The organism is Photobacterium sp. (assembly GCF_033720175.1).
Classification (GTDB): Bacteria; Pseudomonadota; Gammaproteobacteria; order Enterobacterales; family Vibrionaceae; genus Photobacterium.
This window is the reverse complement of the sequence record NZ_JAWWDA010000011.1, coordinates 39,096-60,765: the sequence shown is the minus strand read 5'-3', so window position 1 is coordinate 60,765 and position 21,670 is coordinate 39,096. Positions and strand designations below refer to the sequence as shown.

Annotated in this window: 17 protein-coding genes and 1 pseudogene; 16 read left to right on the top strand and 2 right to left on the bottom strand. The window is 48.0% G+C overall.

The genetic code is table 11. The annotated features are described in order from the left end of the window. Positions 1-48 precede the first annotated feature (48 nt). Together lgt and R3289_RS13370 are read left to right on the top strand one after the other, a co-directional pair. Complete coding sequence (lgt, locus tag R3289_RS13375) at positions 49-855, top strand: prolipoprotein diacylglyceryl transferase (protein WP_318926157.1); 807 nt, start codon at positions 49-51, stop codon at positions 853-855. Positions 856-994: 139 nt separating this feature from the next. Beyond that, a complete protein-coding gene (locus R3289_RS13370; RefSeq protein ID WP_318926155.1) occupies positions 995-1,846 on the top strand; it encodes a thymidylate synthase in 852 nt (283 codons plus the stop codon). Between the two features lie 121 nt (positions 1,847-1,967). On the opposite strand, the gene R3289_RS13365 is transcribed toward R3289_RS13370, so the two are convergent. After that, positions 1,968-3,110, bottom strand: coding sequence for a Na/Pi symporter (locus tag R3289_RS13365; protein WP_318926154.1), 1,143 nt, complete (start codon positions 3,108-3,110; stop codon positions 1,968-1,970). A gap of 480 nt (positions 3,111-3,590) precedes the next feature. On the opposite strand from R3289_RS13365, the gene nhaA reads away from it, so the two are divergent. From nhaA to R3289_RS13345, 4 genes are all read left to right on the top strand, one after another. After that, positions 3,591-4,751 carry a Na+/H+ antiporter NhaA gene (gene nhaA, locus R3289_RS13360; RefSeq protein WP_318926153.1) on the top strand — a complete coding sequence of 387 codons (1,161 nt, stop codon included), beginning with the start codon at positions 3,591-3,593 and terminating at the stop codon, positions 4,749-4,751. 22 nt (positions 4,752-4,773) lie between these two features. Then, positions 4,774-5,040 (top strand): hypothetical protein, encoded by a 267-nt coding sequence (locus R3289_RS13355; RefSeq protein WP_318926151.1) that lies wholly within the window; start codon positions 4,774-4,776, stop codon positions 5,038-5,040. A 101-nt stretch (positions 5,041-5,141) separates the two neighbouring features. Beyond that, a complete protein-coding gene (nhaR, locus tag R3289_RS13350) occupies positions 5,142-6,029 on the top strand; it encodes a transcriptional activator NhaR (protein WP_318926149.1) in 888 nt (295 codons plus the stop codon). 105 nt (positions 6,030-6,134) lie between these two features. Continuing rightward, entirely contained in the window at positions 6,135-6,434 is a 300-nt protein-coding gene (locus R3289_RS13345) for a metalloregulator ArsR/SmtB family transcription factor (protein WP_318926148.1), read from the top strand. A 104-nt stretch (positions 6,435-6,538) separates the two neighbouring features. On the opposite strand, the gene rpsT is transcribed toward R3289_RS13345, so the two are convergent. Further along, the gene (gene rpsT, locus R3289_RS13340; protein ID WP_318926146.1) at positions 6,539-6,799 is read right to left on the bottom strand and encodes a 30S ribosomal protein S20; all 261 of its coding nucleotides are present in this window, start codon (positions 6,797-6,799) and stop codon (positions 6,539-6,541) included. Positions 6,800-7,008: 209 nt separating this feature from the next. Between rpsT and murJ the strand changes: the two genes are divergently transcribed. From murJ to R3289_RS13290, 10 genes and pseudogenes are all read left to right on the top strand, one after another. Beyond that, positions 7,009-8,568, top strand: a complete 1,560-nt coding sequence (murJ, locus tag R3289_RS13335; RefSeq protein WP_413466704.1) for a murein biosynthesis integral membrane protein MurJ — start codon at positions 7,009-7,011, stop codon at positions 8,566-8,568. A 192-nt stretch (positions 8,569-8,760) separates the two neighbouring features. After that, a complete protein-coding gene (gene ribF / locus R3289_RS13330; protein ID WP_318926144.1) occupies positions 8,761-9,732 on the top strand; it encodes a bifunctional riboflavin kinase/FAD synthetase in 972 nt (323 codons plus the stop codon). Further along, positions 9,729-12,578, top strand: a complete 2,850-nt coding sequence (ileS, locus tag R3289_RS13325) for an isoleucine--tRNA ligase (protein WP_318926143.1) — start codon at positions 9,729-9,731, stop codon at positions 12,576-12,578. The genes ribF and ileS overlap by 4 nt, the downstream gene beginning before the upstream one ends. Continuing rightward, on the top strand, positions 12,578-13,096 hold the full coding sequence (gene lspA / locus R3289_RS13320) for a signal peptidase II (RefSeq protein WP_318926141.1): 519 nt from the start codon (positions 12,578-12,580) through the stop codon (positions 13,094-13,096). Before ileS ends, lspA begins: the two co-directional genes overlap by 1 nt. Positions 13,097-13,287: 191 nt before the next feature. After that, the gene (fkpB, locus tag R3289_RS13315; RefSeq protein ID WP_318926140.1) at positions 13,288-13,722 is read left to right on the top strand and encodes an FKBP-type peptidyl-prolyl cis-trans isomerase; all 435 of its coding nucleotides are present in this window, start codon (positions 13,288-13,290) and stop codon (positions 13,720-13,722) included. A gap of 12 nt (positions 13,723-13,734) precedes the next feature. Beyond that, complete coding sequence (ispH, locus tag R3289_RS13310; protein WP_318926139.1) at positions 13,735-14,676, top strand: 4-hydroxy-3-methylbut-2-enyl diphosphate reductase; 942 nt, start codon at positions 13,735-13,737, stop codon at positions 14,674-14,676. Positions 14,677-14,790: 114 nt separating this feature from the next. Next, entirely contained in the window at positions 14,791-15,600 is an 810-nt protein-coding gene (gene dapB / locus R3289_RS13305) for a 4-hydroxy-tetrahydrodipicolinate reductase (RefSeq protein ID WP_318926138.1), read from the top strand. A gap of 528 nt (positions 15,601-16,128) precedes the next feature. Beyond that, the gene (gene carA / locus R3289_RS13300) at positions 16,129-17,268 is read left to right on the top strand and encodes a glutamine-hydrolyzing carbamoyl-phosphate synthase small subunit (RefSeq protein WP_318926136.1); all 1,140 of its coding nucleotides are present in this window, start codon (positions 16,129-16,131) and stop codon (positions 17,266-17,268) included. 16 nt (positions 17,269-17,284) lie between these two features. After that, positions 17,285-20,509, top strand: a complete 3,225-nt coding sequence (gene carB, locus R3289_RS13295) for a carbamoyl-phosphate synthase large subunit (RefSeq protein ID WP_318926134.1) — start codon at positions 17,285-17,287, stop codon at positions 20,507-20,509. A 614-nt stretch (positions 20,510-21,123) separates the two neighbouring features. Next, positions 21,124-21,581 (top strand): annotated as a pseudogene (locus R3289_RS13290) (magnesium transporter); the annotation flags it as partial. Between the last annotated feature and the right edge of the window lie 89 nt (positions 21,582-21,670).

The following is a 21,670-nucleotide window of genomic DNA, read 5'->3' as shown; positions in this document are numbered from 1 at the left end:
GACTCGAGATATTTACCCGCCATACAAGTATGAATATGAGAATGCATAATGAGCCAAAGCTTTTTAACCTTTCCAAATATTGACCCGATCTTAATTGAAATCGGTCCTCTCGCGATCCGCTGGTATGGCCTGATGTACCTGCTTGGCTTTGCCTTTGCGATGTGGCTGGCTAATCGGCGAGCGAGTAAGTCGAACAGTGGCTGGACCCATGAACAGGTTAGTGATCTGTTATTCGCTGGCTTCCTGGGAGTGGTAATAGGAGGGCGCATTGGCTACGTGTTGTTCTACAACTTCGATCTGTTTTTAGCTAATCCGCTCTATCTGTTTAAAGTCTGGACCGGTGGTATGTCGTTCCATGGCGGGTTACTGGGCGTGATCGCTGCCATGTTCTGGTACGGCCATAAAAACGGCCGCACTTTCTTCTCGGTCGCGGATTTTATCGCGCCGCTGGTGCCTTTTGGTTTAGGCGTTGGCCGGTTGGGTAACTTTATTAATGGCGAGCTATGGGGGCGTGTCAGCGATGTGCCCTGGGCGATGGTCTTCCCTACCGGCGGTCCGTTGCCTCGTCACCCGTCGCAGCTTTACGAGTTCTTCTTAGAGGGGCTGGTACTATTGCTGATTTTGAACCTATTCATTCGTAAGCCGCGTCCGGCAGGCGCGGTGTCGGGCTTGTTCCTGACGGGGTACGGTAGCTTCCGCTTTATTGTCGAATATTTCCGTGAGCCAGATGCCCACCTGGGACTGTTTAGCGGCTGGATAAGTATGGGGCAGATCCTCTCTCTGCCAATGGTCATCGGTGGTTTGCTGATGGTGCTATGGGCGTATAAAACGCAGCCTAAAGGCAAAGCGGCGTAAGTTTAAGTCCGATTAATAGGTAACGCACAAAGGCAGTATCGAAAGATGCTGCTTTTTTTTGATTCTGGTAAAATCGCCGCCATCAGGGGCAAGCGCAGCTTGTCGCCGGCGAGATTTAGTTAAATTAGCGAGTAGGACGATGAAACAGTATTTAGACCTATGTCAGCGGATCGTTGACGAGGGTGTTTGGATTGAAAACAAGCGAACGGGGAAACGATGCCTTACCGTCGTCAATGCCGATTTAACCTATGATGTGGCAAACAACCAGTTCCCACTCATTACAACGCGCAAGAGCTTCTGGAAAGCGGCGATTGCTGAGCTTCTGGGTTATATCCGCGGTTATGATAATGCGGCGGACTTCCGTGCTCTGGGTACCAAGACCTGGGATATGAATGCCAATGATAATGAAGCATGGTTAAGCAACCCGCACCGCAAAGGCCAAGACGACATGGGCCGCGTGTATGGGGTTCAGGGCCGAAGTTGGCAGAAGCCGGATGGTTCAACCATTGATCAGCTGCGCAAAATTGTTGATGATCTGAGCCAGGGAATAGATGACCGTGGTGAAATTCTGACTTTCTACAACCCGGGTGAATTTGATATGGGTTGTTTGCGCCCCTGTATGCACACTCATACCTTTTCTTTGCTGGGTGATACGTTGTATCTGACGAGCTACCAGCGTTCGTGTGACGTGCCGTTGGGGCTCAATTTCAACCAGATCCAAGTCTACACGCTGCTGGCGCTGATGGCACAAATCACGGGTAACAAACCCGGTCAGGCTTATCACAAGATCATTAATGCCCACATCTATGAAGATCAGCTGGATCTGATGCGGGATGTACAGCTTAAACGTGAACCGTTTGAGTCTCCGCAATTGATTATCAATCCGGAGATTAAGAGCCTGGAAGATCTGGAAACCTGGGTAACGATGGATGATTTTGAAGTGGTCGGTTATGAGCACCATGATCCTATCAAATATCCATTTTCTGTATAATTGATAGTATTTAGCGATTAAACAGAAATAAATAAACCGAAATAAAAAGCCCCGCGCCCTCTGTTACCAGAGAATGCGCGGGGCTTTTTTATGTCAGAGCGATACGTCAGGCGTTAGTTTATTAAACTGTGAACGCCAGAATAGAGCCCGGAATAACAATAAAGACGAGACCAATGTAACCAGCAACGGCTGTTTTACTCTTCGTTGCGAGTTCGCCTAAGTAGAATGCACCTTTTAGCGGAAGCTCACGCAGTACAGGGATGCCGAAGATGAGCAGTGTAGCCATCAGGTTAAATGATAAGTGTACAAGAGCAATTTGCAGGGCAAAGACTGCGAATTCACCAGATATCGCGGTTGCCGCCAATAGCGCCGTGATACACGTACCAATGTTTGCACCCAATGTGAATGGGTAGACATCGCGTACTTTCAGGACACCGGTACCGACTAGCGGTACCATCAGGCTGGTGGTCGTAGAAGAAGATTGAACCAGAATCGTTACAATAGTACCTGATGCAATACCGTGTAGCGGACCACGGCCAATCGCACTCTTTAGGATTTCACGCGCACGGCCAACCATCAGGCTGCGCATTAGCTTACCCATTGCGCTGATTGCGATGAAGATAAGTGCAATACCGATAAAGATAAGTACGATGCCGCCCATGTTGCCCATCGCTTCCAGCGGGCCTTTCACCAGTTCAACGGCAGGCTTTGTTAACGGCTTCATGAAGTTCATACCCTTCATGCTCATATCACCCGCATCCAGCATTGGTGAGACTAACCATGAAGAGACTTTATCTAGCAGGCCAAACATCATTTCCAGTGGCAGGAAGATCGCAACCGCGAGCAAGTTAAAGAAGTCATGCACGGTTGCACTGGCAAATGCCCGGCGGAATTCTGTTTTACAGCGAGCATGACCTAGGCTTACAAGAGTGTTGGTCAGGGTTGTACCGATATTGGCACCCATTACCATTGGAATCGCCGTTTCTACCGGCAGACCACCCGCCACAAGACCAACAATGATCGAGGTAACAGTACTGGACGATTGAATCAGCGACGTTGCCACCAGGCCAATCATCAGGCCAGCTATCGGATGGGATGCAAATTCAAATAAGGTTTTAGCTTGTTCACCTACAGACCATTTAAATCCGCTGCTGACCATAGATACAGCAACGAGCAGTACATAAAGCATGAACGCCAGGTTTGCCCAGCGGACCCAGCGCATAGAGCTGTTTGTTGATTCAGCAGTCGTGGCTTGGGTAGTCATAATCATTTCTCCATGACAATAGTATGTCGTTTGGGTGTCATTTTATTGAAATCTGAGGCGATGGTAGATGGCGAATATTTCAGAAATATGACACTGACTGTCATAAAAGGGGGGTGTGGTTGTTTTATAATTTGAGGAGGAGTGGTTTAGTACCGGCTTGAATTATATTTTTTAAGGGTAATTGATTGTTTTAAAAACCTCTTTTTTGTGATTTTTTGAATGGATTCCTCAACAATGCACTCTTCGGCTTGCAATAAAAAAGAGTAAAAAATTTCAGTGATTATAAAAATTCCAGTGAAACAACCGGTAATTATTTTGCTCTATAAATTTATTGTGCGGATATTACTTTGTTAAATTCGCAATTACTCGGTTTTACCGAGGTGTTTACACTAAACAAACGATTATCGGTCATACCTGCGTGCGATTAGACTAGTTTCATTAGTATTTAGTCATGTTTGTTATGTTAAGGAGTGGCGGTTAATGACCGATACTATTCGTAAGTTTCTTAAATTAGAGTCAGCAGGCGGCATTATTTTGATTATTGCTGCCATGCTTGCAATGCTGATTGCTAACTCTCCGTTACAAGATCTTTATAGCAGTACACTGCATTCTTATATCGCGGGCCTGTCCGTTGAGCATTGGATTAATGACGGTTTGATGGCGATCTTCTTCATGCTGATTGGGCTGGAAGTAAAACGTGAGCTGATTGAAGGGGCATTGAACACCAAAGAGAAAGCGATCTTCCCTGCTATTGCAGCCGTGGGCGGGATGCTTGCTCCGGCGTTAGTGTATGTTGCATTTAACTTTGCCGACCCGGTTGCGATACAGGGCTGGGCGATACCCGCAGCGACTGATATTGCATTTGCGCTTGGGGTTATGGCGCTGCTAGGTAACCGCGTGCCGGTTAGCCTGAAAGTCTTTTTACTGGCTCTGGCAATTATCGATGACTTAGGCGTTATCGTGATCATTGCACTGTTTTATAGCTCTGATCTGTCAACCATAGCGCTAGCGGTTGCTTTTGCTGCAACCACAACCTTGTTTGTAATGAATGCGAAGAACGTTACGAAAGTCTCTTTGTACCTCATTGTAGGCGCCGTATTGTGGTTCAGCGTAATGCAGTCTGGCGTACATGCCACATTAGCGGGTGTGGTACTGGGCTTTGCCATTCCATTAAATGGTAAGGAGGGGCACTCGGACAAGAATTCGCCGCTCAAGCACCTGGAACACGTGTTGCACCCTTATGTCGCTTACTTCATTCTGCCGTTATTTGCTTTTGCCAATGCAGGGATCTCGTTACAAGGCGTCTCACTGGAAAGCATGACATCGATGTTGCCGGTTGGTATCGCGATGGGCTTATTTATCGGTAAGCCGTTAGGTATTTTCACCGCAAGCTATATTGCAGTGAAAACCGGCTTAGCAAAACTACCGGATGGTATTGGTTTAAATCATATCTTTGCAGTATCAGTGCTGTGCGGTATCGGTTTTACAATGTCTATCTTTATCTCGTCGTTAGCTTTTGTCGGCGCACCCGCTGATTTTAATACCTATTCACGTTTGGGAATTTTGTTGGGATCTACGGTGGCAGCTGTCGTGGGTTACTTCTTACTGAGTCGCGTTCTGCCAAAAGCAGAAACGAATTAACCAGGAACGAACGGAGGCATAAATGAAGCGTTACCTTCTAAGTATTGTAATTCTGGCATCGTCATCGGCCTACGGAGGCTCCGATTATGACGCCTGCATCGACAATAGTAAGACAGAACTTTGCCAAGCTTACTTAACGGGTTTAAGCCACGGAAAGGCTGCGGTTGACAGCACAGCAATGGTTGAACAGGATGATTCATATCGCTCTCGTGCTTTAGAGCAGCGGGTAGGCGAGCGTTACCGTAAGACGGTGCAGATGGAGAAAAAGTCGGTTCAAATGGAAAATTAATCCGCACTGGATCTTGTTCTGAATGTGAAAAATATTGAAGGCCCCGGATGCTCAGCGTAAGCTGCGTTCTGGGGTTTTTTTATTTATAAGAATGAGACTGAATGTCCCACCTGAATTATAACCACCTTTACTACTTCTGGATGGTCTGCAAGCAAGGCTCAGTGACCAAAGCTGCAGATGCTCTGTTCTTGGCTCCTCAAACTGTCACGGGCCAGATCCGCACCCTGGAAGAGCGACTTAAAGGTAAGCTGACCAAGCGAGTTGGCCGCAATATCGAGCCGACAGAGCTCGGACAGCTGGTATTTAAGTATGCCGATAAGATGTTCGATTTGAGTTATGAGATGCTCGATATTGTTAACTATACCCAGCGCGAGAATCAACTGTTGGAAGTTGGGGTGGCCGATGCACTTTCCAAACGGCTGGTGAGTAAAGTCTTGCTGGAGGGGATCCCTGACGATGCGCGTATTCAGTTACGTTGCTATGAGTCGACCCACGAGATGCTGCTAGAGCAGCTGTCACAGCACAAGCTGGATATGATCCTTTCTGATTGCCCGGTAGATTCAGCACAAAGCCCCGGCTTGTATAGTAAAAAGCTGGGAGAGTCGAGCATGAGCTTTTTTTGTTCAGTGTCCGCGAAGCCACTGAATTTTCCGGCCTGCATCGAAGATTATAAATTACTGGTTCCTGGCAGGCGTACTGCAATGGGACGAAAGTTGCATCAATGGTTTGATCAGCAAGGGATCACGCCAAATATTCTTGGTGAGTTTGATGACGCCGCCTTAATGAAAGCATTCGGCTCTTACCATCACTCGATGTTTGTGGCGCCCTCTATTTATGCGGAAGAGATTGAAGAGTCTAATACCATTTGTGAGCTGAAACGCGTTGAAGATATTAAAGAAGAATATTATGTCATTTTTGCAGAGCGGATGATTATGCATCCGGCAGTGAAAAAAATCTGCGAGGCTGACTTCCAGTACCTGTTTAAATAATGTTGCAAAAAAGTTACCCGAAATATATTTTATTCTTTCATCGCTAGTAAACCCTATTAAAAACAAGTATATTAGCATTGACTTAAATTAATTGGCAGAGAGAATATGGATCTGCAACAGATGGAGCAAAATGCGCCCGAAGCTGTAGTGTTACTAAAAGCGATGGCCAATGAGCGACGTTTATTCATTCTTTGCTATTTGCTGGAAGGGGAAATGTCGGTGGGGATGATGAGTGAGAAACTAGGCTTAAGCCAGTCTGCATTATCTCAGCATTTGGCGTGGTTAAGGCGAGATGGGTTAGTGGAAACCCGGAAGGAAGCACAAACGGTCTTTTATCGCCTCAAGAGTGATGAAGTCAGGGCGATGATCCAGCTGCTTCATAATATGTACTGTGGTAAAGACTAGGGCCGTCAGGCGGCTCAGGATTTGTTGAAAAGTTATCGATATATTTCAGAGATAAAAAAACCGGCTAATGCCGGTTTTTTTTTGCTTAATCGTAACTCTTAAAATTAAAGAGCTTTGATTTTAGCAGCTAGACGAGCTTTATTACGTGCAGCTTTGTTTTTGTGGATTAGGCCTTTAGTAGCCATACGATCCAAAACAGGTTGCATGTCAGCGAATGCTTTAGTTGCATTCTCTTTTTCGCCAGCTTCAATAGCAGTAATAACTTTTTTGAAGAAAGTGCGCATCATAGAACGGCGGCTAGCGTTGTGCTGGCGGCGTTTTTCTGAAGTGATAGCACGTTTCTTAGCAGATTTGATATTTGCCAAGGGTGTAACTCCCAAATCTTGGTACGGTGACAATTTAAGGCCGAGGACTATGCCTGCTTAACCGAATATTGTCAAATGATTTGTGCAAATATCCGCCTAACCAATCTAGTTGGCACTTGCGGATTAACACAGTTAATATGGCGACAGATTTTACCAGCATTTGGGTCGGGAAGACACCTTTCTAGACCATCTTTATGAGGTTTTTTTTTGTGAGTAAGCGTCTTTTACGCTCTGGACTGATAGTTAGCACCATGACATTGGTCTCTCGAGTGCTCGGTTTAGTACGAGATGTCGTCGTGGCGAATCTAATGGGGGCAGGGGCTACGGCCGATGTTTTCATTTTTGCCAACAAGATCCCGAACTTTTTACGCCGATTGTTTGCCGAAGGTGCTTTCTCTCAAGCGTTTGTTCCTGTTTTGACAGAATATCATGCTGCAGAAGACCGAGACAAGATCCGCCAGTTGATTGCACGTGCGTCCGGTACCCTCGGAGTGATCGTTACGGTAGTGACTCTGCTGGGTATTTTGGGCTCGGGGATTGTGACGGCTATGTTTGGCGCAGGATGGTTTATCGACTGGTTAAATGGTGGTCCTGCGGCACCAAAATTTGAACTGGCGAGCTTGTTGCTGAAAATCACCTTTCCTTATCTGTGGTTCATCACTTTTGTTGCTCTGTCGGGGGCGATCCTAAACACTCTGGGGAAATTTGCGGTTTCTTCTTTTACGCCAGTGTTCTTGAATGTGGCTATCATTGGCTGTGCCTGGTTTGTTTCCCCGAACCTGGCGCAACCCGAAATTGGTCTGGCCATCGGGGTGTTTTTAGGCGGTTTTATCCAATTTTTGTTTCAGCTCCCTTTTCTCGCCAAGGCCGGGATGCTGGTAAAACCCCAATGGGGCTGGAATGATCCTGGCGTGGTGAAAATCCGTACCTTGATGATACCCGCGCTGTTTGGGGTATCAGTCAGTCAAATCAACCTGCTGTTTGATACCTTTATTGCTAGCTTTCTGGCTACGGGGTCGATTAGCTGGCTGTACTATTCTGATCGGTTGCTGGAATTTCCTCTTGGCCTGTTTGGTATTGCGATTGCCACGGTGATCCTACCGGCCTTGTCACGCAAACATGTCGAACAAACCAGCGAGCACTTTGCCCATACGATGGATTGGGGCGTACGTATGGTGTTGTTGCTCGGTATTCCGGCGATGCTGGGCCTGATGGTATTAGCGAAACCGATGCTGATGGTATTATTTATGCGTGGCGAGTTTATGCCGACGGATGTCGAACAAGCGTCGTTGTCATTGTTGGCTTATGCTTCTGGTCTGCTGAATTTTATGCTGATCAAGGTGCTGGCTCCGGGATATTACGCCCGGCAGGATACCAGAACGCCCGTTCGTTACGGTATTATCGCCATGCTCACGAATATGGTGTTTAACGCCATCTTTGCTTCTTTCTATGGCTATATCGGGTTGGCGATGGCCACTGCGCTGTCAGCGTTAGTCAATGCCGCTTTGCTTTATCGCGGGTTGCATCGCGCAAATGTCTATCAGGTATCGAAAACGACCCTGATGTTTGTACTGCGCTTAGCGGTGGCCGGTGTGATGATGGTTGCTGCCTTGCTCTGGATGCTCCCGGCGATAGAACAGTGGCTGGCTTGGCCATTGAGTTCCCGGGTTCTGTGGCTGACAGGGCTGATTGCGCTGGGCGCGGCAGTTTATCTAGCGACGGTGGTACTGCTGGGTATTCGCCCGCATCATCTTAAAGCTGAAAGTTAGCCAGCCCGGAGCCTTGAGCTAGCATCGCGCCAGATCTTTGCTTGAATTGAATTCTCAGATGAGCGCTGAATCACGCATCTTGATAGCGTTTAGATATAGACGGATGGCCCGAGAATGATTCATATTGGAATCATGGGCTCAGAGTAGTATATAATCCGTCAGTTTTTCACTCTGCGAAAATTTAAGCGGCGCATGGAATTAATCCGAGGCATACATAATATCAAACCAGAGCATCACGGCAGCGTGCTGACGATTGGGAATTTTGATGGTGTTCACTTAGGTCATCAGGCGGTATTGCGTCAGGTGTTGGCAAAAGCCCGTGCACTGGGCTGGCCTGCAACGGTGATGAGCTTTGAGCCCCAGCCGCTGGAATTATTTGCAGGTGACAAGGCTCCGGCAAGGCTGACGAGCTTTCGCGATAAATACATGCAGTTGAAGCAAGTCGGCGTCGAACGTTTGCTTTGTATCAATTTTAATGCCCATTTTGCCAATATGTCGGCACAAGATTTTGTTCGCCGCTTGTTGGTGGAGCAATTGGGTGTTAAGTTTCTGGTTGTTGGTGATGATTTCCGCTTCGGCAAAGGCCGCTGCGGGGATTTTGCTATGCTGGTAGCAGCCGGAAAAGAATTTGGCTTTACGGTTGTCAGTACGCAGAGTTTTTGCGTATCAGAGCAACGAGTCAGTAGTACGGCAATACGTCAGGCATTAGTCAGTGATGACTTGCTCCTGGCTGAATCCATGTTAGGCCGTCCGTACAGTATTAGCGGACGCGTGTCTCATGGACGTAAACTCGGCCGCACAATTGGTTTTCCAACCGCAAACGTACCATTGAAACGACGCGTATCTCCGGTGTCTGGAGTCTATGCTGTCGAGGTGTTTGGTGTTGAAGGTGCTCCCATACCGGGAGTTGCCAATGTTGGTCACCGGCCAACAGTGAATGGGGTACGCCGGCAACTGGAGGTGTACCTTTTTGATTTCCAATCTGACCTATACGGTCGTCAGATTGAAGTTGTGCTGCGACATAAGCTGCGCGACGAGATAAAATTCGAATCATTCGATGCGCTAAAAGCACAAATCGAGCGTGATGCTCAAACAGCACGGGTGTGGCTGTCTGAGCGTAATAATGTCCAACTTCGCCCAAGTAACGGAATCGAGAATCAATGAGCGACTATAAAGATACCCTGAACCTGCCTGAAACAGGGTTTCCGATGCGAGGCAATCTAGCTCAACGCGAGCCTGCAATGCTTAAGCGTTGGAATGATGAAGATCTCTACGGTGAAATCCGTAAAGCTAAGAAGGGTAAGAAATCCTTCATATTGCACGATGGCCCTCCATACGCCAACGGTGATATTCACATTGGTCACGCGCTGAATAAGATCCTTAAAGACATTATTATCAAGTCAAAGACTCTGTCTGGCTTTGATGCACCGTATATCCCCGGTTGGGATTGCCATGGTCTGCCTATCGAATTGATGGTAGAAAAAAAGTGGGGCAAGCCCGGTCGTAAATTGACGGCAGCAGAGTTCCGTGAAAAATGCCGTGCCTATGCGGCAGGTCAGGTCGACGGTCAGAAAGAAAGCTTTATCCGTCTGGGCGTACTGGGTCAGTGGGATAAACCATACCGTACGATGGACTTTTCAACAGAAGCGAACATCATTCGCTCCCTGGGTAAAATTGCTGATAACGACCACCTGTTGAAAGGTTTTAAACCTGTTCATTGGTGTACGGATTGTGGTTCAGCACTGGCTGAAGCCGAAGTGGAATACCAGGACAAAGTCTCGCCATCTATCGACGTTAAATTTAAAGCCGTTGATGAAGCCGCTGTTGTGGCTAAATTTAACTGTGCACAAGGCCATGCAGGTCAAGGTGACGTGTCTATTGTTATCTGGACGACAACACCATGGACACTGCCAGCAAACCGCGCAGTCGCCGTACGTGACGATCTGGAATATGTACTTGTCCAAGTTGAAGGTGATGAGCCTCAACGTCTGATCGTTGCCGCAGAGCTGGCAAAAGAGGTGATGGATCGTGCCGGTATCGAGCATTTCCATAACCTTGGCTTCTGTAGCGGTGCGGATCTGGAGCTGATGCGCTTCAATCACCCGTTCTACAGTTTTGATGTGCCAGTCGTTCTTGGTGATCACGTTACGACTGAATCGGGTACGGGCTGTGTGCACACCGCGCCTGGACACGGTCAGGAAGATTTCGTGGTTGGCCAGAAATACGGCCTTGAAATAGCAAACCCGGTTGGTAGTAACGGGGTTTACCTGCCCGATACTGAATTGTTTGCCGGTCAGCACGTATTCAAAGCCAACGACGCCGTGGTTGAAACATTAAAAGAGCACGGTGCGTTATTACACCACCATGCTTACGAGCACAGCTACCCACACTGCTGGCGCCACAAGACACCTATCATCTTCCGCGCTACCCCGCAGTGGTTCATTTCCATGGATAAAGCGGGTCTGCGCACGAAAGCGCTGAGTGAAATCAAAAACGTTCAGTGGTTACCAGAGTGGGGCCAAAGCCGCATCGAAGGTATGGTTGAAGGTCGTCCTGAGTGGTGCATCTCGCGTCAGCGTACCTGGGGCGTGCCAATTGCCCTGTTTGTTCACAAAGAAACCCAGGAACTGCACCCGGATACTCGCGAACTGATTGAAAAAGTTGCACAGCTTGTTGAGCAGCAAGGTATTCAGGCATGGTGGGATCTTGATCCTGCAGAACTAATGGGTGAAGCCGACGCGGAAAACTACGAAAAAGTGCTTGATACGCTTGATGTGTGGTTTGATTCCGGTGTGACTCACTTCTCTGTGGTTGACAGCCGCGAAGAATATAACGGTAACGAAGCGGATCTGTACCTGGAAGGCTCTGATCAACACCGTGGCTGGTTCCAGTCTTCATTGATCTCATCGGTGGCAATGAAAGGCAAAGCCCCGTACAAACAAGTACTGACTCATGGCTTCGTCGTTGACGGCCAGGGCCGTAAAATGTCGAAATCCATCGGTAACGTGGTCGCGCCGAAAGATGTCACCAACAAACTGGGTGCCGATATTTTGCGCCTGTGGGTGGCATCGACGGATTATACCGGTGAAGTGGCGGTTTCAGATGAAATCCTGAAGCGCTCTGCTGACGCATACCGCCGTATTCGAAACACGGCACGTTTCTTCCTGGCTAACCTGAGCGGCTTCAATCCAGAAACCGATCTGGTTCCGGCAGACGAAATGGTGGCTCTTGACCGCTGGGCTGTCGGCCGTGCGATGGCGGCGCAGGAAGAAATCATCAAAGCATACGATGAGTACAACCTGCACGGTGTGACTCAGCGCCTGATGCAATTCTGCTCTGTTGAAATGGGCTCTTTCTATTTAGATGTTATTAAAGACCGTCAGTATACGGCGAAGCAAGGTGGCCACGCCCAGCGTAGCTGTCAGACCGCGCTTTACTATATCGTAGAAGCACTGGTTCGTTGGATGGCACCCATCATGTCGTTCACGGCAGATGAAATCTGGAACGAGATGCCGGCTTCTCAAGGCAATGGCGAGCCGCGTGGCAAGTTCGTATTCACCGGTGAGTGGTTTGAAGGTCTGTTCGGTCTTGCTGAAGACGAAAAACTGAACAACGATTTCTGGGCTGAAATCCAGCAGGTTCGTGGTGCTGTTAATAAGCTGCTTGAAGGTGCGCGTAAAGACAAAGTGATCGGTGGAGCCCTGCAAGCCGAAGTCACGCTGCATGCAAACGAAGCGTTGGCGGCTAAGTTAAATAACTTAGAAGACGAACTGCGTTTTGTCTTGTTAACGTCTCAAGCGACAGTTGTTGTTGCTGACAGCAAGCCAGACGGTGCGCAGGAAACGGATGTCGAAGGTTTGTTTGTGACCGTGAAAGCCTCGGAAGCCGCGAAGTGTGACCGTTGCTGGCACCATGTTGCTGATGTGGGCACAATTGAAGGCCATGAAGAAGTGTGCGGTCGTTGTGTGACTAACATCAGCGGTGAAGGTGAAGAGCGTAAGTTTGCCTAATGACCATGTCTGCGCCTAAGCAAGTGACATCACTTAAACAGTCCGGAGTTCGCTGGCTTTGGCTGGCGGCTCTGGTATTCATCCTCGATATTGTCACTAAGCTGTTGGTGATGAATACCATGGACTATGGTTGGCCTAACCGTATCGAGCTGTTGCCATTTTTTAATCTGCTTTATGTACACAATTATGGTGCGGCATTCAGCTTTTTAAATGATGCCGGTGGTTGGCAGCGCTGGCTGTTTGCGGTGATTGCCTTGGGTGTATGCAGCTTGCTGACGTTCTGGATGCGTCGAACGCCGGTAACGAACACGCTGGCAAACAGTGCTTATGCCTTAATCATCGGTGGTGCAATGGGGAACTTGTTTGATCGCCTTTACCATGGTTTTGTGGTCGACTTTCTCGATTTTTATGCGGGCAGCTACCACTGGCCGGCATTTAATATCGCCGATATTGCCATTTGCATTGGTGCGGCACTGATCATTCTTGAAGGCTTTGTTGCTGATAAAAAACAACAGTAAGTCAACCGCTGAAAATCAGATAATTGCGATAACCCTGAGCGCTGTCCGTTGATACGGACGGCGCTTTGTTGTAAAAAGGGCGTAATAAACGCAGGTTCGAGAGGCGAGTCTCGAAGGCAAGAACGAGAAGCCTTCAGAAGTGCGACACACTCACCACTTGGCTTCTAGAAACTTGAGACTAGGATGTTTACATGTCGGTAATTAAGGAAAACAGTGAAGTGTTGATGCACTTTGCGATAAAACTGGAAGATGGTTCGGTTGCTGATTCAACTCAGGCTATGGGGAAACCGGCAAAATTCCGTATGGGTGATGGTAGCCTGACGGAAAATTTTGAGAAATGTTTGTTAGGACTAACCGAAGGCGAAAAAAGTGACTTCGCACTGGAGCCAGAAGATGCGTTCGGCCGTGCTAATCCGGACAATATTCATCACGTGGAGTTAAGTAGGTTTGGTGCCGATGCACCAGCTGAAGTCGGTACTATTATGGCTTTTTCAGGCCCTGATGGTCATGATATTCCAGGAATTATAACCAATGTCGTTGGTGACTCTGTGACCGTCGACTTTAATCATCCTCTTGCCGGGCAACGTGTCACTTTTGAAGTTGAAGTTGTCAATATTCAGGATTAAGAGCTGTTAGAAATGAAAATCTTATTAGCAAATCCGCGTGGTTTTTGTGCCGGTGTAGATCGTGCGATCAGCATTGTAGAGCGCGCGCTTGAAATGTATCAACCGCCAATTTATGTGCGTCATGAAGTGGTGCATAACCGCTTTGTGGTGGAAGGACTAAAACAGCGCGGTGCTATTTTTGTCGAAGAGCTCAGCGAAGTACCTGATGACAATATTGTGATTTTCTCCGCCCATGGCGTCTCTCAGGAGGTACGCAATGAAGCCAAAGCACGTCAGTTAACGGTGTTTGATGCAACCTGTCCACTGGTGACTAAAGTTCATATGGAAGTCGCGCGTGCCAGTCGTCGTGATATGGAGGTAGTGCTGATTGGCCATGCCGGTCATCCGGAGGTCGAAGGTACCATGGGCCAGTATGCGAGTGTTGCCGGTGGAATGTATTTGGTCGAAAAGCCGGAAGATGTTGAAACGCTGCAGGTCAAAGATCCGGGCAATCTGCACTATGTCAGCCAGACGACACTATCGGTGGATGAAACGGCGGATGTGATCGAAAAACTGCGTGACGTTTTTCCTGAGATCCAGGGACCGCGCAAAGATGATATCTGTTATGCGACCCAGAATCGCCAAGATGCGGTGCGAGAAATGGCACAAGATGTCGATGTGATGATCGTGGTGGGTTCGAAGAACTCATCAAACTCAAACCGTCTGCGTGAACTGGCCGAAAAACTGGGAACGCCTGGTTATCTGACTGATTGCCCTGAAGATGTTCAGCCGGTATGGTTTGCTGGTAAGTCAAAAGTCGGTATTACTGCCGGTGCATCAGCGCCGGAAGATTTGGTTAATCAGATCATTGAGCGTATTCAGACGTTGATTGGTGCTGAAGTGGAAGAGCTGCCCGGCCGAGAGGAGAATATGTTCTTTGAAGTCCCACGCGAGCTGCAAGTGAAGAATATATAATTATTCTGACAATAAGAAAGAGCCCAGACGGAAGTCGGGGCTTTTTTGTATCTGGATTTAGTAATCCCAACACGCTACATTAAAGACTAACATTACCCAGGGAGAAATTACGCAATGGTAAGAATTGCGATTGCCGGCGCGGCAGGACGCATGGGCCGTAAGCTTTTAAAAGCGACACATTTTTCAGAGCAAGCAACGGTTGGCGCAGCCACTGAACGGGCAGAATCAACCTTAGTTGGGGTTGACGCCGGTGAACTTGCAGGCATTGGCCCGCTTTCTGTCAAGATTGTTGATAATCTAGTGGCTTCAGCAGATGATTTTGATGTGCTTATCGATTTCACCGCGCCTGCGGTTACACTGGCGAACATTGAGTTTTGTCAGCAACATGGCAAAAAAATTGTGATTGGTACAACGGGTTTCACTACTGAAGAGCGAGCCCTGATTGATGCTGCCGCAAAAGATATTTCCATTGTCATGGCGCCTAACTACAGTGTCGGGGTTAACCTGGTGTTTAAGTTATTGGAAAAAGCCGCCAAGGTGATGGGAGATTACACGGATATTGAAATCATTGAAGCCCACCACCGCCATAAAGTCGATGCACCTTCCGGTACCGCCATCGGCATGGGGGAGGCGATTGCCGGCGCGATGGGCAATAAACTCAGTGATGTTGCAGTATATGCTCGCGAAGGGATCACGGGTGAGCGTAGCCGTGATGAGATTGGTTTTGCAACTATTCGTGCCGGCGATATTGTGGGTGAACATACCGCAATGTTTGCCGATATTGGTGAGCGTGTCGAGATCACGCACAAAGCGACAAATCGTATGACTTTTGCCAATGGGGCCGTTCGTGCTGCGGTTTGGCTTGCTGATAAGCAGCCGGGCTTCTATACCATGGAAGATGTGCTCGGACTTAATGATCTTTAACCGCTCCTAAGAAATACAGGTTATTTCGTGTAGGTATTGTCCTGTTTGTTTTATGCATTACGTTTGGCGTAGTGCATAAACCTGTTTTTCATTTTCCAATTTTCTCTCATCTTCCCCTTAGCTTAAATATCGCTTACCTTTCTGCCTTTATCTATCCATTGGTTGTATTTCTCCCGTCAGATGTCTATAAATGTAGCTAAACCCGTATCGTTTAATCGTTTGCCTGGTTTTTTGTCTGTGGTGTGTTTGTTCTTGCTTGAAGAGGGCGCTAAAGTGGTATGTTACAGGTCGTGAAGCCCCGTTTTCGCTGTGATATCTTGTGGTTTTCATGGTTTGAAGCGGTTTTTCATCTAAGATTGATATATTTTAAGCTTATTTTGGGTTGAATGTTGACAGTTTGGTTAGCGATCTCTAGACTGCGCGGAATTTGTCAAAATTCAGCTTGACTCGCTTTTTGACTTTGTATGGAATGGGTAGTTGCAAGTTTATCTGTTTTAACTGCATTTTTATTTTTTTTTGGAGGTTGTCTTGAGCAAATCTGCGCTGTTAGTCCTTGAAGATGGGACAGTGTTCCGCGGCGTGTCCATTGGGGCAGATGGTTCGGCCGTTGGTGAAGTTGTTTTTAATACCTCGATGACGGGATATCAGGAAATTCTCACTGACCCCTCTTATTCCCAACAGATTGTAACGCTTACCTATCCCCACATTGGCAATACCGGAACCAATTCCGAAGACGAAGAATCCTCCTCAATCCATGCGCAAGGCCTGGTCATTCGAGATTTACCCCTACTCGCTTCTAACTTCCGTAATGAACTCTCCCTTTCTGATTATCTTAAATCGCAAAATATTGTCGGTATTGCTGATATTGATACGCGTAAGCTAACGCGTATTCTGCGAGAGAAAGGTGCGCAGAACGGTTGCATTATGGCTGGCGACAATCTTGATGAAGCGTTAGCGCTGGCGAAGGCTAAAGCGTTTCCTGGCCTGAAAGGTATGGATTTGGCAAAAGAAGTGACAACAGCTGAAACCTACCAGTGGAAGCAAGGTTCTTGGACATTGCTAAACGGTTTACCGGAAGCAAAAGATGACAGCGAGCTGCCATACCATGTTGTCGCTTATGATTTCGGTGCGAAGCGTAACATCTTACGTATGTTAGTTGACCGCGGCTGCCGCCTGACGGTTGTACCTGCGCAAACCCCGGCAGATGAAGTACTGGCGATGAATCCGGACGGTGTATTCCTGTCAAATGGTCCTGGTGACCCCGAGCCATGTACGTATGCGATTGACGCAACAAAAATATTCTTAGATAAAGGCTTGCCTATCTTCGGTATCTGCCTTGGTCACCAAATCCTTGCTCTGGCAAGTGGTGCAAACACGGTGAAAATGAAGTTTGGTCACCACGGTGCCAACCACCCGGTTAAAGATATCGACCGTGATGTTGTGATGATCACCAGCCAGAATCACGGTTTTGCCGCTGATGAAGCGACACTGCCTGACAATCTGCGTGCAACGCACAAATCATTGTTTGATGGCTCCCTTCAGGGGATCCACCGTATCGATAAGCCAGCCTTCAGCTTTCAGGGGCACCCTGAAGCAAGCCCTGGCCCACACGATGCAGCACCACTGTTTGACCACTTTATTGAGTTAATTAAGAAGCACAGCGCCTAAGCCGGAGTAGTAAGAAATGCCAAAACGTACTGACATTAAAAGTGTTCTGATCCTGGGTGCTGGCCCGATTGTTATCGGTCAGGCATGTGAGTTTGACTACTCGGGTGCCCAAGCCTGTAAAGCGCTGCGTGAAGAAGGTTACCGCGTTATTCTGGTTAACTCGAATCCGGCAACCATTATGACTGATCCGGATATGGCGGATGCGACATACATCGAGCCAATTCACTGGGAAGTTGTACGCAAAATTATTGAAAAAGAGCGTCCGGATGCGGTATTGCCAACCATGGGCGGTCAGACAGCACTGAATTGTGCATTGGATCTTGAAAAGCACGGCGTGCTGAAAGAGTTCAATGTTGAAATGATTGGCGCAACGGCTGATGCGATAGACAAGGCAGAAGACCGTTCACGTTTCGACAAAGCAATGAAATCTATCGGTCTTGAGTGTCCGAATGCCGATACGGCAAAAACCATGGAAGAAGCTTACAAAGTTCTGGAGATGGTTGGCTTCCCATGCATCATTCGTCCTTCTTTCACAATGGGCGGAACCGGTGGTGGTATCGCGTATAACAAAGAAGAGTTCGAAGAAATCTGTTCGCGCGGCCTTGATCTGTCGCCAACCAATGAGCTGCTGATTGATGAGTCACTCATCGGTTGGAAAGAGTACGAGATGGAGGTCGTTCGTGATAAGAACGACAACTGCATCATCGTCTGTGCGATTGAAAACTTCGATGCCATGGGGATTCACACCGGTGACTCAATCACCGTCGCGCCGGCACAAACACTCACAGATAAAGAATACCAGTTGATGCGTAATGCGTCGCTGGCGGTTCTGCGTGAAATTGGTGTTGAAACTGGCGGTTCAAACGTCCAGTTTGGTATCAACCCGAAAGATGGCCGTATGGTTATCATCGAGATGAACCCGCGTGTATCGCGCTCTTCGGCACTGGCATCAAACGCGACAGGGTTCCCGATTGCAAAAATCGCCGCAAAACTCGCTATTGGTTACACCCTCGACGAGCTGATGAATGATATCACTGGCGGTGCAACACCAGCATCATTCGAACCAACCATTGACTACGTTGTTACTAAGATCCCTCGCTTTAACTTTGAAAAGTTTGCCGGTGCTAACGACCGTCTGACGACTCAGATGAAATCGGTCGGCGAAGTAATGGCGATTGGTCGTAACCAGCAGGAATCGTTACACAAAGCATTGCGTGGCCTGGAAGTCGGCGCAACAGGCTTTGACGAAATGGTTGATCTCGACGAACCAGACGCAATGAGTAAGATCCGCCATGAATTGAAAGAGCCAGGCGCAGAGCGTATCTGGTATATCGCGGATGCATTCCGTTCGGGCATGTCGGTCGACGGTGTTTTCAACTTAACCAATGTTGATCGCTGGTTCCTGGTACAAATTGAAGATATCGTTAAAGACGAGCAAAAAGTTAAAGATAACGGTTTTGCTGGCCTGCATGCTGCTGAACTGCGCCAATTGAAGCGCAAGGGTTTCTCTGATGAACGTTTAGCGAAATTGCTCGGTGTGGCGCAAAGCGAAATTCGCAAATTACGTGACCAGCATGATATTCATCCGGTATATAAGCGTGTGGATACCTGCGCGGCAGAGTTTTCCTCTGATACGGCTTATATGTACTCATCGTATGATGAAGAGTGTGAGGCGCAGCCAACCGATAAAGATAAGATCATGATCCTTGGCGGTGGCCCTAACCGTATCGGTCAGGGCATCGAATTCGATTACTGTTGTGTTCATGCATCATTAGCACTTCGTGAAGACGGCTACGAAACCATCATGGTTAACTGTAACCCTGAAACGGTTTCAACCGATTACGACACATCAGATCGTTTGTACTTCGAACCTGTAACGCTGGAAGATGTACTGGCGATTGTTCGAGTTGAAAAGCCAAAAGGCGTTATTGTGCAATATGGGGGGCAGACACCTCTTAAACTCGCTCGTGAACTTGAAGCCGCAGGCGTGCCGATTATTGGCACCAGCCCTGATGCTATCGACCGTGCAGAAGACCGTGAACGCTTCCAGCAAGCTGTTGACCGTTTAGGTTTGTTGCAGCCAGAGAATGCCACTGTCACGACGATGGAACAAGCGATTGAGAAATCAAAAGAAATAGGTTTCCCACTGGTTGTTCGCCCATCATATGTACTCGGTGGCCGTGCGATGGAAATCGTATATGATGAAAGCGACCTGCGCCGTTACTTCAACGAAGCGGTCAGTGTTTCTAACGAGTCACCAGTTCTGCTTGACCGTTTCCTGGATGATGCGGTTGAAGTGGACGTTGATGCGATTTGCGACGGTGAGCGTGTCGTTATCGGCGGGATCATGGAGCACATTGAACAAGCGGGGGTTCACTCTGGTGATTCGGCATGTTCCCTTCCTGCTTATACCTTGAGCCAGGAAATCCAGGATGTGATGCGTCAACAAGTCGAGAAGTTGGCGTTTGAGCTCGGTGTTCGCGGCTTGATGAATACCCAGTTTGCCGTTAAAGATAACGAAGTTTACCTTATTGAAGTCAACCCCCGTGCAGCACGTACTGTTCCGTTTGTATCGAAAGCAACGGGTGCGCCACTGGCTAAAATTGCGGCAAGAGTTATGGCCGGCCAGTCTCTTGAGTCGCAAGGCTTTACCAAAGAGATCATTCCTCCTTACTACTCGGTGAAAGAGGTCGTCCTGCCATTCAACAAGTTCCCGGGCGTTGACCCGCTGCTAGGCCCGGAAATGCGCTCTACCGGTGAAGTGATGGGAGTCGGTGACACCTTCGCAGAAGCATTTGCTAAAGCTGAACTGGGCTGTGGTAAAGAATACGAAGATGGCGGCCGTGCGCTTCTGTCGGTACGTAACAACGACAAGCAACGCGTTGTTGACCTGGCTTCCAAGCTAGTGAAACTGGGTTACCAGCTAGATGCGACTCACGGTACTGCGGTGATCTTAGGCGAAGCGGGGATTAACCCGCGTCTGGTCAACAAGGTACACGAAGGCCGCCCTCATATTCTTGACCGTATCAAGAATAATGAATATAGCTACATTATTAATACGGCCGAAGGCCGTCAGGCGATTGAAGACTCTAAAGTACTGCGTCGTGGCGCATTGGCTGAAAAAGTGAACTACACCACAACGTTGAATGCTGCATTTGCCACGTGCATGGCTCACACCGCTGATGACCGTAACAAAGTCACTTCTTTGCAGGAGCTTCACGCTCGGATCAACAACGCGTAATGATGCTTCATAACAGACAGTCTTAATGACAAGTAGTTAGAACACTAGAGCCCACCGCAAGGTGGGCTTTTTTTGTTTGATGTTAGGTTGAGGGTGAATGCCAAATCTATTAATTACCTGAATGATTGATAATTAATGGGTTTGATATGATTCGTGATGGATGGCCATTTGTATCAACTTTTATCGAGATATACCTTGAAGTGGTAACTGAATTGCGTACAATTATGCCGTCGCAAAAGGCGGCAAATTTTTGGAGACTTTAATGAATGATACCGACCATCCTCCGAGTATGAAGGTGGAAAATCAAACCCATTAACGGTGTCGGTCTCCTATAGTTCCGATCCTGTCCGGGTTCGGAATAACTTGTCCTTATTTGTATACTTTTGTTTATACCCAATCTGACAAATCATTCCTCGATTTTCTTCCAAATTTCTCAATATAGAATTATGTCAATTAGCTGTAAATGACAGGCTTTTTGCTGTTGTTACTACTCATCTTTGTTTGAGTGATAACTGAAAGTGATCAGCACGTTTACTCTGATATGTGGCTTAATTCTGATGGTCGTTACCCATGCTGCGTCCTCAGGACGTGCATTGCCAATCGGGAGATTCGCCATGGCGGTAATGAACTATGCAGCAGAGGCTGCAACTGAACACTATGGTCAGAGTGATATTCTGGCTGCACGAAATGCGTTTTTGAAATACACGTTTGATGAGCAAGCTAAATTGTTGGCTGTTATGCCAATTTCCGAAGCGATTGCTGTCCTGCATGAATGTCCGCTTCGTCATATACAGAACCTGCTTGACAGGTTAGATGACATGGATGAACAGGTGCGTATGCGTCATCTGGCGAGTGGCCTCGGCCTTATGTGCTCTGAGGCAGAGCCCGCAGGGCACTACTTGCAAAATAGCGTGAAGAGCCATGTGCAAGAGCGCATTGGCTGGATAGTCGGTTTAGCATTGCTAGGCATTGTTTCCGGCTTAATTATCTCTCACTATGAAGATACGTTAAGCCAGTTAGTGCTATTCGCGAGCTATATGCCGGTGATCGCTGCCGCGGGGGGAATACTGGCTAGCAAGCCGCAACTCGGGTAGTCAGGAGCTTGCGATGGAAGAGGTACGCTGTCGGGATCCGGAGACGCTGCTGGCTGGATCCCAGGCT

Coding starts and splice junctions, on each gene's coding strand:
- lgt (WP_318926157.1), top strand. CDS start 49: ATGAGCCAAAGCTTTTTAACCTTTCCAAATATTGACCCGATCTTAATT.
- R3289_RS13370 (WP_318926155.1), top strand. CDS start 995: ATGAAACAGTATTTAGACCTATGTCAGCGGATCGTTGACGAGGGTGTT.
- R3289_RS13365 (WP_318926154.1), bottom strand. CDS start 3,110: ATGACTACCCAAGCCACGACTGCTGAATCAACAAACAGCTCTATGCGC.
- nhaA (WP_318926153.1), top strand. CDS start 3,591: ATGACCGATACTATTCGTAAGTTTCTTAAATTAGAGTCAGCAGGCGGC.
- R3289_RS13355 (WP_318926151.1), top strand. CDS start 4,774: ATGAAGCGTTACCTTCTAAGTATTGTAATTCTGGCATCGTCATCGGCC.
- nhaR (WP_318926149.1), top strand. CDS start 5,142: ATGTCCCACCTGAATTATAACCACCTTTACTACTTCTGGATGGTCTGC.
- R3289_RS13345 (WP_318926148.1), top strand. CDS start 6,135: ATGGATCTGCAACAGATGGAGCAAAATGCGCCCGAAGCTGTAGTGTTA.
- ribF (WP_318926144.1), top strand. CDS start 8,761: ATGGAATTAATCCGAGGCATACATAATATCAAACCAGAGCATCACGGC.
- ileS (WP_318926143.1), top strand. CDS start 9,729: ATGAGCGACTATAAAGATACCCTGAACCTGCCTGAAACAGGGTTTCCG.
- lspA (WP_318926141.1), top strand. CDS start 12,578: ATGACCATGTCTGCGCCTAAGCAAGTGACATCACTTAAACAGTCCGGA.
- fkpB (WP_318926140.1), top strand. CDS start 13,288: ATGTCGGTAATTAAGGAAAACAGTGAAGTGTTGATGCACTTTGCGATA.
- ispH (WP_318926139.1), top strand. CDS start 13,735: ATGAAAATCTTATTAGCAAATCCGCGTGGTTTTTGTGCCGGTGTAGAT.
- dapB (WP_318926138.1), top strand. CDS start 14,791: ATGGTAAGAATTGCGATTGCCGGCGCGGCAGGACGCATGGGCCGTAAG.
- carB (WP_318926134.1), top strand. CDS start 17,285: ATGCCAAAACGTACTGACATTAAAAGTGTTCTGATCCTGGGTGCTGGC.